This window comes from Burkholderia sp. Leaf177 (assembly GCF_001424345.1).
Classification (GTDB): Bacteria; Pseudomonadota; Gammaproteobacteria; order Burkholderiales; family Burkholderiaceae; genus Caballeronia.
On sequence record NZ_LMPF01000004.1, the window covers coordinates 136,302 to 150,458 of the forward strand.

At 59.9% G+C, this 14,157-nt stretch carries 18 protein-coding genes, 1 tRNA gene and 1 riboswitch; of the genes, 8 read left to right on the forward strand and 11 right to left on the reverse strand.

Translation table 11 applies throughout. The features are described from left to right. Positions 1 to 9 precede the first annotated feature (9 nt). Positions 10 to 1,047 (forward strand): glycine betaine/L-proline ABC transporter substrate-binding protein ProX, encoded by a 1,038-nt coding sequence (proX, locus tag ASG35_RS07485; protein WP_056354971.1) that lies wholly within the window; start codon positions 10 to 12, stop codon positions 1,045 to 1,047. A 62-nt stretch (positions 1,048 to 1,109) separates the two neighbouring features. Here proX and ASG35_RS07490 read toward each other — a convergent pair. The 9 genes from ASG35_RS07490 to ydfG all read right to left on the reverse strand — a co-directional run bounded on the left by ASG35_RS07490 (position 1,110) and on the right by ydfG (position 7,889). After that, positions 1,110 to 1,185 (reverse strand) — tRNA-Lys (locus ASG35_RS07490). Positions 1,186 to 1,367: 182 nt separating this feature from the next. Beyond that, on the reverse strand, positions 1,368 to 2,117 hold the full coding sequence (gene ybgF, locus ASG35_RS07495; RefSeq protein WP_056354973.1) for a tol-pal system protein YbgF: 750 nt from the start codon (positions 2,115 to 2,117) through the stop codon (positions 1,368 to 1,370). A 27-nt stretch (positions 2,118 to 2,144) separates the two neighbouring features. After that, positions 2,145 to 2,651 carry a peptidoglycan-associated lipoprotein Pal gene (gene pal, locus ASG35_RS07500; protein WP_047845194.1) on the reverse strand — a complete coding sequence of 169 codons (507 nt, stop codon included), beginning with the start codon at positions 2,649 to 2,651 and terminating at the stop codon, positions 2,145 to 2,147. Between the two features lie 45 nt (positions 2,652 to 2,696). Next, entirely contained in the window at positions 2,697 to 3,992 is a 1,296-nt protein-coding gene (gene tolB, locus ASG35_RS07505; protein WP_056354976.1) for a Tol-Pal system beta propeller repeat protein TolB, read from the reverse strand. A 135-nt stretch (positions 3,993 to 4,127) separates the two neighbouring features. After that, on the reverse strand, positions 4,128 to 5,222 hold the full coding sequence (gene tolA / locus ASG35_RS07510) for a cell envelope integrity protein TolA (RefSeq protein WP_056355323.1): 1,095 nt from the start codon (positions 5,220 to 5,222) through the stop codon (positions 4,128 to 4,130). Next, positions 5,222 to 5,668 (reverse strand): protein TolR, encoded by a 447-nt coding sequence (gene tolR / locus ASG35_RS07515; RefSeq protein WP_056354979.1) that lies wholly within the window; start codon positions 5,666 to 5,668, stop codon positions 5,222 to 5,224. The genes tolA and tolR overlap by 1 nt, the downstream gene beginning before the upstream one ends. A gap of 10 nt (positions 5,669 to 5,678) precedes the next feature. After that, positions 5,679 to 6,356 carry a protein TolQ gene (tolQ, locus tag ASG35_RS07520; RefSeq protein WP_056354982.1) on the reverse strand — a complete coding sequence of 226 codons (678 nt, stop codon included), beginning with the start codon at positions 6,354 to 6,356 and terminating at the stop codon, positions 5,679 to 5,681. A gap of 181 nt (positions 6,357 to 6,537) precedes the next feature. Next, positions 6,538 to 7,020, reverse strand: a complete 483-nt coding sequence (ybgC, locus tag ASG35_RS07525; RefSeq protein ID WP_235527481.1) for a tol-pal system-associated acyl-CoA thioesterase — start codon at positions 7,018 to 7,020, stop codon at positions 6,538 to 6,540. 122 nt (positions 7,021 to 7,142) lie between these two features. Beyond that, entirely contained in the window at positions 7,143 to 7,889 is a 747-nt protein-coding gene (ydfG, locus tag ASG35_RS07530) for a bifunctional NADP-dependent 3-hydroxy acid dehydrogenase/3-hydroxypropionate dehydrogenase YdfG (protein WP_056354988.1), read from the reverse strand. Between the two features lie 293 nt (positions 7,890 to 8,182). Then, a riboswitch (ZMP/ZTP riboswitch) is annotated at positions 8,183 to 8,282 on the forward strand. A 160-nt stretch (positions 8,283 to 8,442) separates the two neighbouring features. On the opposite strand from ydfG, the gene glyA reads away from it, so the two are divergent. The 7 genes from glyA (at position 8,443) to ASG35_RS07565 (ending at position 13,041) form a co-directional block, all read left to right on the forward strand. Then, positions 8,443 to 9,690 carry a serine hydroxymethyltransferase gene (glyA, locus tag ASG35_RS07535; protein ID WP_056354991.1) on the forward strand — a complete coding sequence of 416 codons (1,248 nt, stop codon included), beginning with the start codon at positions 8,443 to 8,445 and terminating at the stop codon, positions 9,688 to 9,690. A 3-nt stretch (positions 9,691 to 9,693) separates the two neighbouring features. Further along, positions 9,694 to 10,176, forward strand: coding sequence for a transcriptional regulator NrdR (gene nrdR / locus ASG35_RS07540; protein ID WP_056354994.1), 483 nt, complete (start codon positions 9,694 to 9,696; stop codon positions 10,174 to 10,176). A gap of 154 nt (positions 10,177 to 10,330) precedes the next feature. Beyond that, a complete protein-coding gene (locus ASG35_RS07545) occupies positions 10,331 to 10,882 on the forward strand; it encodes a GspH/FimT family pseudopilin (protein WP_056354996.1) in 552 nt (183 codons plus the stop codon). Then, positions 10,879 to 11,286 carry a type IV pilus modification PilV family protein gene (locus ASG35_RS07550; protein WP_056355326.1) on the forward strand — a complete coding sequence of 136 codons (408 nt, stop codon included), beginning with the start codon at positions 10,879 to 10,881 and terminating at the stop codon, positions 11,284 to 11,286. The genes ASG35_RS07545 and ASG35_RS07550 overlap by 4 nt, the downstream gene beginning before the upstream one ends. Beyond that, complete coding sequence (locus ASG35_RS07555; protein WP_056354999.1) at positions 11,283 to 12,068, forward strand: type IV pilus assembly protein; 786 nt, start codon at positions 11,283 to 11,285, stop codon at positions 12,066 to 12,068. The genes ASG35_RS07550 and ASG35_RS07555 overlap by 4 nt, the downstream gene beginning before the upstream one ends. After that, positions 12,065 to 12,604, forward strand: a complete 540-nt coding sequence (locus tag ASG35_RS07560) for a pilus assembly PilX family protein (protein ID WP_056355002.1) — start codon at positions 12,065 to 12,067, stop codon at positions 12,602 to 12,604. The genes ASG35_RS07555 and ASG35_RS07560 overlap by 4 nt, the downstream gene beginning before the upstream one ends. Beyond that, entirely contained in the window at positions 12,601 to 13,041 is a 441-nt protein-coding gene (locus ASG35_RS07565) for a type IV pilin protein (RefSeq protein ID WP_056355005.1), read from the forward strand. Before ASG35_RS07560 ends, ASG35_RS07565 begins: the two co-directional genes overlap by 4 nt. A gap of 26 nt (positions 13,042 to 13,067) precedes the next feature. Here ASG35_RS07565 and ASG35_RS07570 read toward each other — a convergent pair whose 3' ends face one another. Together ASG35_RS07570 and ASG35_RS07575 are read right to left on the reverse strand one after the other, a co-directional pair. Next, entirely contained in the window at positions 13,068 to 13,586 is a 519-nt protein-coding gene (locus ASG35_RS07570) for a DUF3318 domain-containing protein (RefSeq protein WP_056355008.1), read from the reverse strand. A gap of 75 nt (positions 13,587 to 13,661) precedes the next feature. Further along, positions 13,662 to 14,042 carry a phage holin family protein gene (locus ASG35_RS07575; protein ID WP_056355011.1) on the reverse strand — a complete coding sequence of 127 codons (381 nt, stop codon included), beginning with the start codon at positions 14,040 to 14,042 and terminating at the stop codon, positions 13,662 to 13,664. Positions 14,043 to 14,157: the final 115 nt, after the last annotated feature.

Sequence of the window (14,157 nt, forward strand, 5' to 3'; positions counted from 1 at the left end):
AGGAATTTGATGAGACCATTTGCATGGGCAGGACGGGCGCTCGCAGTCGCGGCGGTAGTGGGTTTGACATCGGCGAGCGTGGGTGCATTCGCCGATACGTTGCCGGGCAACGGCAAGACCGTTCGATACGCACAAAGCGATAGCCTCGGCGGCAATTACGTCGCCGCGCAGATCGTGATGAAAGCCATGAAAGCGCTCGGCTACGACGTCAAACTCAGCACGATGAACACCACGCTGTTCTTCCAGGCCGCGGCGCAAGGCGACGTCGATCTCGCCACCGATGTCAATTTCCCGCAGCGCGAACCCGGCTTCAGGGCAGTGGAAAAGCAGGCGGAAATCGTGGGCGGCGGGATGATCGTGGGTGGCGGCATCAATGGTTATCTCATCGATAAAAAGACCGCGCTGGCCCACAACATCACGAGCCTTGAACAGATGAAAGACCCGAAGATCGCGGGACTTTTTGGCAGCGACGGCAAGGCTGAACTCATCAGTTGCGATCCGGGCTGGAGTTGCGGCGACGTGGTCGATTACCAGATCGACAAGTTCGGGCTCAAGCAGACGGTGCACGCGGTGCGCGGCAAATACGAAGCGTTGATGGTCGATGCCGTCACGCGCATCAAGGACGGCAAGCCGGCATTCTTCTACGCGTGGAATCCGTCATGGACCACGAACGCGCTCGTTCCCGGCAAGGACGTCGTCTGGCTGCCGACGCCCAGCGATGCGCTGCCGCCGAATGTTCCGAACAAGGCATCGGCGCTTGTGAACGGCGTGGAAGGATGCGCGGGCGGGGCGAATCCGTGCCGCATGGCGATGTCATCGTGGAACTGGGGATCGGTTGGCAACAAGGAGTTTATTGCCGCGAATCCGGCGGTGAAGACGCTGATTGAGCAGATCAAATTCCCGGGCAAGACGTGGTCAGGTTGGGAATACGCGATCAGTAAAAATGGGGGTTCATCGACCTTGATCAACAAGCTCGCCGATGAATGGATGGCGGGGAACAAGCCGCAGTTTGATCAATGGGTGGCGACCGCCAGCAAGGTGCATTGAGCGGATTTTTCGCTGGCTGGAAATGAAAAAGGGCTCAGCTTTCGCTGAGCCCTTCTTGTCTTTGGTAGGCCGTACGGGATTCGAACCTGTGACCAACGGATTAAAAGTCCGCTGCTCTACCAGCTGAGCTAACGACCCAAAGAGCCGAAATTATAGTCACAGCGGCCGCAGGTTGTCAACGCCGCGTAAAAATCCGTCGCGTATCGAAACGAACAAAAGTAGCCAAAAATCAAAGAAAAAGCCCGTAGCAACTACGCTACGGGCTCCTTCACGAGAGGCGCGAATTTTGGCCGCGAGGCAATGCCAAGCGGCCCTGACGCTTACTTCACTTGCGACATCTTGCTTTCAGCCGACTGCGCGGCTTCAGTTCCACCGTACTGCGAGATGATCTGTTCCAGCGTCTTCTTCGCAGCGGGTTTCTGACCCTGCTCGATCTGGTTATTCGCGATTGCGAGCAGCGCGTCGGGCGCCCGCGGATGCGTCGGGAAATTCTTCACCAGATTTTGCCAGGTCGCGGTCGATGCCTTGTAATCGCGCAACGCATACTGCGCGTTGCCCAGCCAATACTGCGCGGTCGGCTGATACGGACTTTGCGGATACTTCGCAACGAACGTCTTGAACGACGCCGCCGCATTCTTGAAGTCACCGTTGCGAAACTGCGTCGATGCCGCGTTGAACGAATCAGTCTCACCGGGCTGCACCGTACCCTGCACGCCATCCACCGTCTGCTGCTGCGGCTCGAGCTTCTTCAACCGGCCATCGAGGTCGGCGTAATAGTCCTTCTGCTGCTTCTGCAACGTGGTCAGCTGGTTGGCCAGATCCTCGTTCTGGCCACGAAGCGTCGCGACCTGCTGATTCAACTGGTCAAGACGATTCTGCTGATCGAGGATAGTGCGCTGAGCCGAGGACAACTGGCTCGCCAGACCGTCTGTTTTCGTGCGCAGATCGAGTACGGCCTTGCGCGCTTCGTTGTCATCGAACAATGCTGCATGCGCCGATCCGCCGACCACGGCCGAGCCCAGCAAACAAGCAACTGCGACCGCGCGCAGCGAAGGGAAGCGATACAACATACGGCGACTCACCCGTGACTGGTTCTATTACTGTTGATAAGCGAGATCGGCGCGGCGGTTTTGTGCCCACGACGATTCGTCATGACCGGTAGCCTGCGGCTTTTCCTTGCCCAGACTCACGGCTTCCATTTGCGTGTCGGCCACGCCCAGCAGCGACATTGCACGACGCACAGCTTCAGCACGCTTCTGGCCCAGCGCCAGGTTGTACTCGCTCGTGCCGCGTTCGTCGGTGTTGCCCTGGATCAGGACATGACGGTCCGGATGGCTCTTCAAATACTGCGCGTGTTGCTGCAACAGCGGCTGGTAGTCATCACGAACTGCATAGCTGTCGAAGTCGAAGTAAATGCTGCGCTTCGCCAGCGGGCTGTTCGGATCGTTCAGCGGATCGACGTTGACCTGTTGAACTGCGTTCGCGTCGGGTTGCGTGCCGATCGCGCCTTTGTTTGCACCTTCATCCAGCTTGACGCCTGAATGACATGCGGCCAATGCACCGACCATCGCCACTGCAAAGCCGATACGAATTTTAGACATCATGGTTACTCTCCTTGTGTGTTGCTGCTTAAAGTTATTGCATCAGATTTATTGCATGAACGGACCCCAGGACGGCTCGCGTACGCTGCCCCCCTGAAGCGACAAGACTTGCCGCGTACGACCATCGGTCGACACGGCTGCCAACACGCCACGCCCGTTCACCTGGGTGGCGTAGAGGATGTACTGACCATTCGCCGCGAAGCTGGGCGATTCGTCATGCGTGGTGTCGGTCAGACCCGTAGCTGTACCGGACGCGAGGTCCAGCAGATACAGCTTGAAGCCGCCGCCAACGCGCGAAATGTACGCGACTTGCTTGCCGTCCGGGCTCACTCGCGGGCTGGTGTTGTAGCTGCCCGTGAATGTGACGCGCTGTGCCGTGCCGGCGCTTTCGCCGTTCGCCGACATCTTGTAAATCTGGGGCGCGCCGCCTCGGTCGCTCGTGAAATAAATCGAATTGCCATCAGGAGAGTAAGCCGGCTCTGTGTCGATTGAGCTGCCGGTCGTCAGGCGGCGCAAACCGCTGCCGTCTGCGTTCACCTGGAATATCTGCGTGTTGCCGGTGGTGGAGAGGGCGACCGCGAGCTTGCGGCCGTCCGGCGACCATGCCGGTGCACTGTTATTGCCCTTCTGATTCGATACGATCACGCGTTTGCCCGTCGGCAAATCGTGGATATAGACAACGGGCTTTTTCTTTTCGAAAGAAACATACGCCACCTTGGTGCCGTCAGGCGACCAGGCCGGCGAGATGATCGGCTCGGGGCTGGAGAGCGCAATGCGCGCGTCCTGGCCGTCGGAGTCGGAAATCTGCAACTGGTAACGCCCGCCGGTCTTGATCACGTAAGAAAGCCGTGTCGCGAACACGCCGCGCCCGCCGAGCAACTTTGCATAGATGTAGTCGGCAACCTTGTGCGCGCTCATGCGCAGGCCGCTTTCCGGGCTGACGAGCGAAAGGCCGCCGAGGCTTTCCTGCTTAACCGTGTCATACAGGCGGAAGCGCACTTCGAACTGGCCATTCGGCAGTTTCGTCACGCTACCCGATACAAAAGCGTCCGCGCCCTTGGCCTTCCAGCTGCCGAGATCGACGGAATCCGTTTCCGATACCGGCGTGCCGCCCGCGTCGACATTCGTGAACTTGCCGCTACGCTGCAGATCCTGACGAATGATCGCGCTGACCTGCTGCGGCGAATTCGCTTCGTTGGCGAAAGTCGCGGTGGCGATAGGAAACTGAGTCGAACCCACGCCAGTCACGAGCACGTTGAGTTGCGCCTGCGCGGCGGACGTTCCCACGGCGATCAGGCAGGAGGCAACAAGCGTTTTCAGGCCAAGCTTCGTCATCAAACTCATGTATCTGATTCCAAAAAAGCAGTATTTAAACTATTGACGGCTGCACAACAGACCGCCAATCGCACAATTCGTTCCCAATCTTCACACAATGGGCCGAACGTCCCAAAAATGTCTCACTTTGCCGTCCAAATCCGATCAGCCGCCCGCCGGGCGCAGGGTAATCGTAAATGCGGAAGGCGCTTGCCCGTTGGTATCGACGGGCATTGGGTCCGAACGCTGTACAGCGCGCAACGCGGCTTCGTCCCATTGCTCGTTGCCGCTCGAACGTCGAATAGTGGCCGATAACAACGTTCCGGTTGGCGAACAGCGCACCGCGACCACGGTTTCCAGTCCGGCCGTTTCTCCAGCCCAGACGATATTCGGCCGCACGCGACGCTGCACCTTCTCGGCATATCCCGCCGATGTCGCCGTTCCGCCCGCGCCGCTGCCCGTGCCGCTCTTGGCCAGTCCGTCGCCGCTCGAATTCGTGCCGCCGCCCGCCTGACCTTGCAGCGCCGCGAGCCGCGCGCTGCGTTCCTTGTCGAGCTTGGCCTTGGCTTGCGCGTCGGCCTGTGCCTTGGCTTTGGCCTTTGCTTCAGCCTGAGCCTTTTCGGCTTGGGCCTTGGCATCGGCCTGCGATTTCGCCTTGGCGTCAGCCTGTTCCTTCTGCTGGTCTGCCTTCTCGGCTTCAGCCTGCTTTTCCTTGGCCTGTTGCGCCGCTTTCTGCTGATCGAGCTTCTGCTGGGCGAGCTGCTTCTGCTTATCGGCCTGTTTCTGCTTTTCCTGAGCGGTTTTTGCGGCCGCGGCCGCTTGCTGCGCCGCCTGTTGCGCCGCGAGCTGCTGGCGCTTGGCCTCGGCTTCCTGCTCGGCCTGTTGCTGCGCGCGCTGTTGCTCAGCGAGTTGCGCGGCGCGCGCCGCTGCTTCCTGTTTGCGCTTTTTTTCTTGCAGCGCGATGTCAGCTTCTTCGTCCTTGGCCGGCGGCGGCGCAGGCTGTACCTTCACCGGAGGCGCGGGCGGCGGAGCGATACGCGGTGTAGGCGCCGACAAATCCGGAATGTCCGTCCACAGTTCGGCTTCCGCGCCGGCCGGCGTGTTGTTCTGCCAGTTCACGCCGTGATACAGCAGGATGCCGAGCAATACGTGCATCAGCGCGGCGAGCGCGAACGCCTTCCATGTGCCGCGTTCACGCGGCGGACGGATGGGGCGCGCGCTGATCCGCGCGCCAGGGTTCCCGCTGGGCTGCCGATTCATCATTGCGATTTGACTAACAATCCGACCCGTTTGACGCCGCGCGCCTTCATGTCGGACATCACGTTCATTACGACTTCGTACTTCACGGTTTTGTCGGCGGCAATCACCACCGGCTGATCCGGATGCGATTCCTGCCGGTTCAGCACGAAGTCATTCAATTCCGACTTCGACATGTTCTGCTGTTGCGCCGCGCCGCCGTCTTCCTTGTAGCGCACGTTCATGCTGCCGTCGGCCTTGATGTTGACCACGACCGGCGGTGTTTGCTCCTGCGGCGCAGCATTGCCGACCGTCGGCAAGTTGATGATGGACGGCGAGACGAGCGGGGCGGTCACCATGAAAATGACGAGCAACACGAGCATTACGTCGATGTACGGCACGACGTTGATGTCGGACATGGCGCGCCTTGAACTGCCGCGCATGCTGGAACGCATTGGACCTCCGGCCATTCTGAACTCCTTAGTGAGCCTGGCGCTGCAAGATGTTCGAGAATTCTTCGATAAACGTTTCGAAGCGGATCGCGAGGCGGTCGATATCGTGTGCGTAGCGGTTGTAGGCGACCACGGCAGGAATGGCGGCGAACAGACCGATTGCCGTTGCCACGAGCGCTTCGGCAATACCCGGCGCGACGTTGGCAAGCGTTGCCTGCTGTACGTTTGCAAGGCCGCGGAAGGAATTCATGATCCCCCAGACCGTGCCGAACAAACCAATGTACGGGCTGACCGATCCGACCGAAGCAAGAAACGCGAGATTGACTTCCAGCCCGTCCATTTCGCGCTGGAAAGCCGCGCGCATGGCACGGCGCGAACCGTCGAGAATCGCAGCCGGGTCATTCATGCGGCGCTCCTTGCCCTTCAGGAATTCGCGCATGCCGGACTCGAAAATCCGTTCCAGTGCGCCGATGGTGTGACGGTTGTTCGCCGCGCTCTGATAAAGCGCCTGCAAATCGCCGCCCGACCAGAAATCGCGTTCGAAACGCTCGGTCTGAGCGCGGGCCCGCCGGATGGCGAACCATTTACGAATGATGTACGTCCACGACAACAACGACAGTATCAGCAGCAGCGCCATGACGGCCTGGGCCAACAGGCTCGCATGAATGACGAGAGAAACGATCGACAGGTCTTGTGTAGTGTTCATAAAAGTCCGCTGTTACGTCCCAAAGGGGGCGTCCGAGTTGCTTCCGGTCAGGAAAAAAGTTTCTGCCAAAGCGTGCTCGGTGCTGCTGTGCTTGCGTGCGTAAAGTCACGCAGGCGCTATTCGGTTCAGGTCTTGATGGAGTCAAAGATGCTTTGTCTACATAGGATTTTTCTGAACAAGGTTATTTAAACGATATTGGTGTCAGCACGGTTGACGCGCATTCTGCACGCGGACCGCCGCGCAGTCCGGCCAGCACCGAAGCAGGAATTCCCACGGGACGAATGGACTCAAGACTGACCGACGCAACCCGGATCTCGCCGGCCGCCAGCAACACGCCGTCTCGCCACGCTTCCTGATGAAAATCCACCGATGCCCGGCCAATACGCTCGATTCTGCTCACCACATGGAGAACGTCGTCGAGCCGCGCCGGTGAGGAATATTCCACCGTCGTTCGCTTGACGACGAACAATACGCCATCCGACTCCGACAGCTTGCGTTGATCGATACCGCACGCGCGCAGCCATTCGGTGCGCGCCCGTTCGAAGAACTTCAGGTAGTTCGCGTAGAAGACGATGCCGCCGGCGTCGGTGTCTTCGTAGTAGACCCGCAGCGGCCAGTCGAAAGTCAAAGGGCCGGTCGCCGGTTGATGCTCGCTGGTTGACATATTCATCCACGCATTTTACCGGAAGCTGTAAACCAGCCGCCGAAACGCGCTGTAATTTGCTGTTTCCAGGCAACAACTTACGATTGGTTTCATCGAAGGCGCTACCGGGAAGCAATATTTATTTACCCGCGATGAATACTCAACCCGCCGAACGATTGCGCAACCGGCATCATTTCAATTGCATTGATGTTCACATGAGCCGGCAACGTGGCAATCCAATAAATGGCGTCGGCGATGTCCTCGGCCGTCAGCGGCTGCACATCTTTATAGACATTTGCCGCCTTCGTGTCGTCGCCCTTGAAGCGCACGTTCGAAAATTCGGTGCCGCCACACAATCCCGGCTCGATATCTGTTACGCGCAACGCTGTTCCGGCCAGGTCGGCGCGCATGTTCAGGCTGAACTGGCGCACGAACGCCTTCGTCGCGCCATAAACGTTGCCGCCGGCGTACGAGTAGGTGGCCGCGACCGAACTCAGGTTGAACACGTGTCCCCGATTGCGCTCGACCATGCCGGGCAGCAATGCGTGCGTGACTGTGACCAGACCTTTACAGTTCGTATCGATCATGTTGTTCCAGTCGTCCAGGCTCGCGCGCTGTGCCGGTTCCAGCCCCAACGCAAGTCCAGCGTTGTTGACGAGCACATCGATGTCGGCGAATTCAGGCGGCAAGCCAGCCGTGACGGACTTGATGGCAGCCTCGTCGCGGACATCGAGTTCGACGGGCAAAAGCGCGTCGCCGAGTTCCTTCGATAGTTCCAGAAGCCGGTCTTTGCGGCGCGCGGTAGCAATCACGCGATGGCCGCCATTTACAAACGTGCGGGCGATGGCTGCGCCGAAGCCGGCGGAAGCGCCAGTGACAAATACGATCATGTGCGGATTCCCGTTGTCAGGTTGCGGTCAGGTTACGGAAAGAATAAGTCGCGCCGCGACCGAGCGCGCGCGGGGAGTCAAACAGCGTACTTCCATTGATGCGGCGCGGCAAGTTGTCAGCCGTGATTTCATTTCTCTTCAGCAAGGCTGATCCAGCGGTGACCAGCGGCAAATTTGGTGCCCGACCACCGAAGAATGTTGTTTTCGCTGAAATGAGACTCGATAGAATCGAGCGATTTCAAGTGTTTAGCGGCTGTTGCCTAATCGCCGACGCCCCATTAAACTAGGGCGCTCCAGCCCTGCGTAACTGGCGACAAGGATCTTCGGGTCCAAGGTGGATTAACCCACCGGGAAGCGCAGGGTGCCGTTTTGCCGTTCGCCTGGGCAGCTGAGATCCGCACGCATGTGTTGCGTTGCCGGTGGCTGTCCGTCTCGCGTCAACGGAGCGTCTCTCTTCCGCCTCGCCTGGACCCATCGTGCTTCGTGCTCTCGCGGCGCAGACATTTTGCGCACGCGCGATCCGGTCAACTGACACCCATTCAACGGAAAACGTATGTTTGATAGAGCTAAAAGCACCATCGCCCAAGTCGATCCGGAATTGTTTGCAGCGATCGAGAAGGAAAACACCCGTCAGGAAGATCACATCGAGCTGATCGCCTCGGAAAACTACACCAGCCCCGCCGTCATGGCCGCGCAAGGCTCGCAACTCACGAACAAATACGCCGAAGGTTATCCGGGCAAGCGCTACTACGGCGGCTGCGAATATGTAGACGTGGTCGAGCAACTGGCAATTGATCGCGTGAAGCAATTGTTTGGCGCCGAAGCAGCAAACGTGCAGCCGAACTCCGGTTCGCAGGCGAACCAGGGCGTGTTCTTCGCCATGTTGAAACCCGGCGACACCATCATGGGCATGAGTCTCGCCGAAGGTGGTCACCTGACGCACGGCTCGCCGGTGAACATGTCGGGCAAATGGTTCAACGTGGTCAGTTACGGCTTGAACGAAGCTGAAGACATCGACTACGACAAGACCGAAGAACTGGCCCGCGAACACAAGCCGAAATTGATCGTCGCGGGCGCTTCGGCGTTTGCGCTCAAGATCGACTTCGAGCGGCTGTCGAAAATTGCGAAAAACGTGGGCGCCTATTTCATGGTCGACATGGCGCACTATGCCGGCCTTATCGCGGCAGGCGTCTATCCGAACCCGGTGCCTTTCGCCGATTTCGTCACGACCACGACGCACAAGAGCCTGCGTGGCCCGCGCGGCGGCGTGATTCTGATGAAGGCCGAATACGAGAAGCAAATCAACTCGGCTATTTTCCCGGGCATTCAAGGCGGTCCGTTGATGCACGTGATTGCCGGCAAGGCCGTCGCGTTCAAGGAAGCGCTCTCGCCGGAATTCAAGACGTATCAGCAACAGGTCGTCGATAACGCCCGTGTCCTGGCCGAAACGCTCGTCAAGCGCGGTTTGCGGATCGTCTCGGGACGCACGGAAAGCCACGTCATGCTGGTCGATCTCCGCGCGAAGCACATCACCGGCAAGGCGGCGGAAGCCGCGCTCGGCAAGGCGCATATCACGGTCAACAAGAACGCCATTCCGAACGATCCGGAAAAGCCGTTCGTGACCAGCGGCGTGCGTCTCGGTTCGCCCGCCATGACCACGCGCGGTTTCGGCGTGGCCGAGGCGGAGCAGGTCGGTAACCTGATTGCCGACGTGCTGGATGCGCCGGAAGACGAAGCGAACCTCGAGCGCGTGCGCGCGAAGGTCGCTGCGTTGACCAAGCAATTCCCGGTGTACGGCTAAGCCATGCGCTGCCCCTTCTGCCGTCACGAAGACACGCAAGTGGCCGATTCGCGTGTCTCGGAAGATGGGGCGGCGATTCGCCGGCGGCGGCGTTGCCCCGCCTGCGACAAGCGTTTCACCACGTATGAACGTGTAGAACTCGCGTTGCCGTCTGTCGTTAAAAAGGATGGAAGCCGTACCGAGTTTGATCGCGCGAAAATTGTGGCCAGCATGCAACTGGCGCTGCGCAAGCGCCCGGTTGCCGCCGACGCCATCGACGCCGCCGTGGCCCGCATTGAATACCAGTTGCTTGGCAGCGGCGAACGCGAAGTTCGCAGCGACCGTCTGGGCGAGCTTGTCATGAACGAGTTGCGTCAATTGGACACCATTGCCTACGTGCGTTTTGCTTCGGTCTACAAGCGTTTTGAAGACGTGTCCGAATTCGAAGACGTGCTCGAAGAATTCCGCCGCACGGCGCCTCGCAAAACGAGTCCCCGCAAGCGCTGAGCGTTTCTGCATTTCCCTTCCCCTTGCTTTGAACCCGTGATCGTTTCGACAGTATGTCGAGGCTTTTGCACGTCCGATACTCGACCAATCGGCTAATGGCGCACGCCGGAAATTCTCTTTAGATTGATCGCTTGCCCGGTTAAATCGATGAGGGATGCAGATGAATTTCCGATATTCACCCGGCTTTACGCTGGTCGAGCTCGCCGTTGTGCTTGCGGTGATAGCGGTCGTCGCGACGTTTTCCGCGCCGTCGTTTGTCGTATGGCACAAGCGCGATCAGGTCGATGCCAGAGCACGCGCGATGTTGTCCACCCTTGCGCTGGCGCGCTCCGAAGCAATCGCACGCGGCGCGCGTGTGACTTTGTGCCGTATCGACGCGGCCCGCGCGTGTCTGCTTGCAGGAAAAGCCTGCGACGCCGGCCTGACGGACTGGGCATGCGGCTGGGCACTATTTGCCGATCGCGATGGCGGACGCTTTCTGATGCGCATGCAGCCTGCTTTAGCCGGCGTTGCTATCAGCGGAACAGGGAGCGAGCTTTCGTTCACGCCGCCGTCAGGACAGATCATCGGCGGATTTCGCAGCTTTGACTTCAGCGCGCGCGATGGTGCCTTGAGATCTCTCGGCGTGCGCGGGCGCCGATGTATCAGGGTCGCGGCAGGCGGGCGCGCACGTCTCACGCAAGGCGCATGTGGAGCGGCGGCATGAAGACCAAGACGCGAGCGTTTGATCGAGGCGATTCGTTGATCGAAGTATTGATCGCACTGGCGCTGTTCGCGGTGACCGCGCTTGGCATTATCGGCGCGCAGGTGTGGCTGGCTCGCAACGAGCGGTCGACGATGATGCGTCAGGCGGCGTTATCGATCGCGGATTCGGTTGCGGAAGGCATTCGCCGCGATGCCGACCGCGATCCGATCGTGGCCCAATGGCGCACGCGGGCGGCCGCGGCGTTGCCGGAAGGCGGCATTGATGTGCTGGATCGCGGCAATGGCGTGCATGTCGCGGTGGTCAAATGGCGCTCGCCGGCATCGGGTAACGGCGATGAACCTTCGTGCGCCGAACCCGGTGTCGGTGCGAAGCTCGCCTGCGTAACCGTGGCGTTCGCACGATGACCACCTCCAGGAAAACTCAGCGTGGTCATACGCTGCTCGAATTGTCGATATCAGCGGCGCTCGGCATATTGCTGGTTATGGCGATCATTTCGCTTTATCGCGGACAGCGGCTTGCCTACGACCGGGCCACTGAGAGTGCGCGTCTGCGCGAAGCAGCAAGCAACGCGCTCGACCTCATCGCGCAGCAGGTTCAGATGGCCCGCTTCGAGCCGGCTGGGCACGAAGCATCGGACATGTCGACGGGATTGTTCGGGTGTTCCGCGGGTCGTCCAGTCGGAAGCGATATAGCGCCGACGTGCGAGACGCTGAGCAGTCGTTCGGACGGCATCCTGATCCGCTACACCGCCGACTCGATCTCGACCTGGCCTTCTTCGTCGGGATCGCCGACCGACTGTCTCGGACAGATTTCGGCGGGAGCGCGCATCACGAACCGCTACTACGCCAAGGCCAGTTCCTCGACTGTCGAGCCGGAGCTTTATTGCGAAGGCAGCGGCAAGACGGGGACGGGTCAGCCGATGGTCGAGGGCATCGAGCGGTTGAGAATTGGGTATTGGTTGCAGGACGCGCCTGTTTCCGTGGACGCAGCCGCGATCTCGAAAGACCGATGGCCGTTCGTCACAGCGGTGGACGTCTGCGTACTCGTGCGTGGCGATACGCCAAACGCAGCGGCGCGTCCGCGTTATACGGATTGTGATGGTGTATCGACCGTATCCGCCGATGGCCGCGTCCGGCAGGCATTTCGCCGAAGGATTGCGTTGCGCAATGGACCGGAGCCGCTATGAAGATGCAAACCAGTCAGCGCCGTCATTCGAGCGGCATCGCGCTGCCCATCGTTTTATTGATTTCGTCGATGCTGCTCGTCACCGCCGCCGCGTGGTTCGAAGCCGCGTTGGCTGGCTCGCGGGCAACGCGCAATTTGGGAGGACGTGTGCAGGCATTTCATAGCGCCGACAGCGCGCTGCTGCGCTGCGCCCGGATCGCGCTCGACTCGTTGCCAGAGCCTCGCGATATCACCGGTGCGCTCGGCAGCGAGCCGGAAAAATGGCGACTGAAGGCGTCGTTCGAAGGCGCAGCGGCGAATGCGATAACGCCCTTTGCGACGTGGCCGCATGCCGCAAAGCCGCCGCAATGCTTGATCGAATCATGGCCGACTTCGAGCGAAAACGGCGGCGGCGCGTTCTTGATCACTGCGCGCGGATTCGGCCGGCGCGCGGAAACCGAGGTGTGGTTGCAACAACAACTTGAGATCGCCGAAAGCGGCCCGATCGGACACTGGCGTCGCGTGGTCGCAAAACCCTTTCAGACGAATGCGCCATGAGCACGACAGCATCTCATTCCAAAGGCTTCAGCCTTCTCGAACTCATGATCACGCTCGGCGTGGCGGCGATCATCGCCATGTTCGCAATGCCGGTTTATCAGCAGCAAGTGGCAAAGGGACATCGGCTGGATGCAGTTGCGGCGCTTTATCGCGCGGCGCAGTACGTGGAAAGCGCGCAAACCGTTTCAGGTAACGACTCCGCGCTGAAATTGCCGGCCGGCTTCGATCAGTCGCCAACAAGCGGCGCACCAATCTATCTACTGCGAATATTGGGGGAATCGGAGATGAACGGCGGTTATTCGATCGAAGCCGAACCGGTGTCGGCAAGCAACGATGCCTGTGGCATTTTTTCGCTCGATGCCACCGGCGTTAAGTCAAACCGAGCTGCCGAAAAACTCACGCCGCCCAAAGTGGCGGCGTGCTGGAGCGGCAAATGACGCCGTTTCTTCAAACAAACAAGATGTCAGGCATCCGGGTCGATAATCGTGTCGGCGGAAGTCGTGTTAGCTGGAGTAGATTTCATTTGTTGCCACACACGGTACGCTTCCCAGCCGACCAGCCCAAGTCCGCCCCATTTGAGCAAAGGCTTTGCGCTGGCAAGAAGCCGAGTGCGTACTGGTTTTGCAAGCACGAGCGAAGCCAGCGAACCAACCACGGGATACTGCTTCAACAGCAGGCTCAGGTTACCGGCATTGAACACACTGCCGAAGCCACCACCGCCCGTGCCGCCCGTCATGCGGTTCATGAACCCGCCGATGCCCGACGTGCGCCCACGCTTGCCGCGCCCGGGCATGATCATGTTCAGCACGCTGAAATGCTTGACCTTGTAGCGCAAATCGGCGCTTGCCTGGGCCAGTTCCATGCGCTCGACGTCGGCCCGCGCGATCAGCAGTTCCTTGCGCAGCGCGCGCATGTGGGGCGTGCTGAGTTTGTGCGCGTTCGCTCGTTTTTGAGCTTTGAAGGTGTCGTCGGTTTGACTCATGGCGTGGCTGGCTCGTGGAAAGTCATCGATAAAAACAGTACCTGGCTTGCGGCGCGAATGCGTGCGCAATGCATGTCAGTTAAACGTGTCGCGATCCTTCTTGAATTCGGCAAGGGTGCTTTCGAACACGTTCGGCGCGTTGCTCAGTCCGGCGCGGGCACGAAGCGCACAGGCAACGGCGACCAGGATGTACACGGCCGTGATTGCCGCGAGCGACTGCCATCGGTAGGTGTCCCAGAACGCGATCGCGATAAGCACGGTCAACGTGATGAGCGCCATCATGGTCAGCATCATCGCGGCGAGGCCGAGGAAGAGAACGCCGAGCAACCGTTCCTTTTCTTCCGAGAGCTCTATGCCGATCAACTCCAGCCGGGTTTCGAAGATGGAAAAAACGGAGCTGACGATGCGGCGCAACGGCCCTTGCGTATCGTGCTGAAATTGCCTTTCGGTCATCATGGCTTGAGCGCGAAGCGCGCGTTATTTTGGCGCAAAAGTATCCGGGCGGATTTCACAAGCATCCAGCCGGTCTGTCGAGCAGGGCACCGGCGAAAGCCGACGCTGCTCCTGCCTT

Coding starts and splice junctions, on each gene's coding strand:
- proX (WP_056354971.1), top strand. CDS start 10: ATGAGACCATTTGCATGGGCAGGACGGGCGCTCGCAGTCGCGGCGGTA.
- ybgF (WP_056354973.1), bottom strand. CDS start 2,117: ATGTTGTATCGCTTCCCTTCGCTGCGCGCGGTCGCAGTTGCTTGTTTG.
- pal (WP_047845194.1), bottom strand. CDS start 2,651: ATGATGTCTAAAATTCGTATCGGCTTTGCAGTGGCGATGGTCGGTGCA.
- tolB (WP_056354976.1), bottom strand. CDS start 3,992: ATGAGTTTGATGACGAAGCTTGGCCTGAAAACGCTTGTTGCCTCCTGC.
- tolA (WP_056355323.1), bottom strand. CDS start 5,222: ATGAATCGGCAGCCCAGCGGGAACCCTGGCGCGCGGATCAGCGCGCGC.
- tolR (WP_056354979.1), bottom strand. CDS start 5,668: ATGGCCGGAGGTCCAATGCGTTCCAGCATGCGCGGCAGTTCAAGGCGC.
- tolQ (WP_056354982.1), bottom strand. CDS start 6,356: ATGAACACTACACAAGACCTGTCGATCGTTTCTCTCGTCATTCATGCG.
- ybgC (WP_235527481.1), bottom strand. CDS start 7,020: ATGTCAACCAGCGAGCATCAACCGGCGACCGGCCCTTTGACTTTCGAC.
- ydfG (WP_056354988.1), bottom strand. CDS start 7,889: ATGATCGTATTTGTCACTGGCGCTTCCGCCGGCTTCGGCGCAGCCATC.
- glyA (WP_056354991.1), top strand. CDS start 8,443: ATGTTTGATAGAGCTAAAAGCACCATCGCCCAAGTCGATCCGGAATTG.
- nrdR (WP_056354994.1), top strand. CDS start 9,694: ATGCGCTGCCCCTTCTGCCGTCACGAAGACACGCAAGTGGCCGATTCG.
- ASG35_RS07545 (WP_056354996.1), top strand. CDS start 10,331: ATGCAGATGAATTTCCGATATTCACCCGGCTTTACGCTGGTCGAGCTC.
- ASG35_RS07550 (WP_056355326.1), top strand. CDS start 10,879: ATGAAGACCAAGACGCGAGCGTTTGATCGAGGCGATTCGTTGATCGAA.
- ASG35_RS07555 (WP_056354999.1), top strand. CDS start 11,283: ATGACCACCTCCAGGAAAACTCAGCGTGGTCATACGCTGCTCGAATTG.
- ASG35_RS07560 (WP_056355002.1), top strand. CDS start 12,065: ATGAAGATGCAAACCAGTCAGCGCCGTCATTCGAGCGGCATCGCGCTG.
- ASG35_RS07565 (WP_056355005.1), top strand. CDS start 12,601: ATGAGCACGACAGCATCTCATTCCAAAGGCTTCAGCCTTCTCGAACTC.
- ASG35_RS07570 (WP_056355008.1), bottom strand. CDS start 13,586: ATGAGTCAAACCGACGACACCTTCAAAGCTCAAAAACGAGCGAACGCG.
- ASG35_RS07575 (WP_056355011.1), bottom strand. CDS start 14,042: ATGATGACCGAAAGGCAATTTCAGCACGATACGCAAGGGCCGTTGCGC.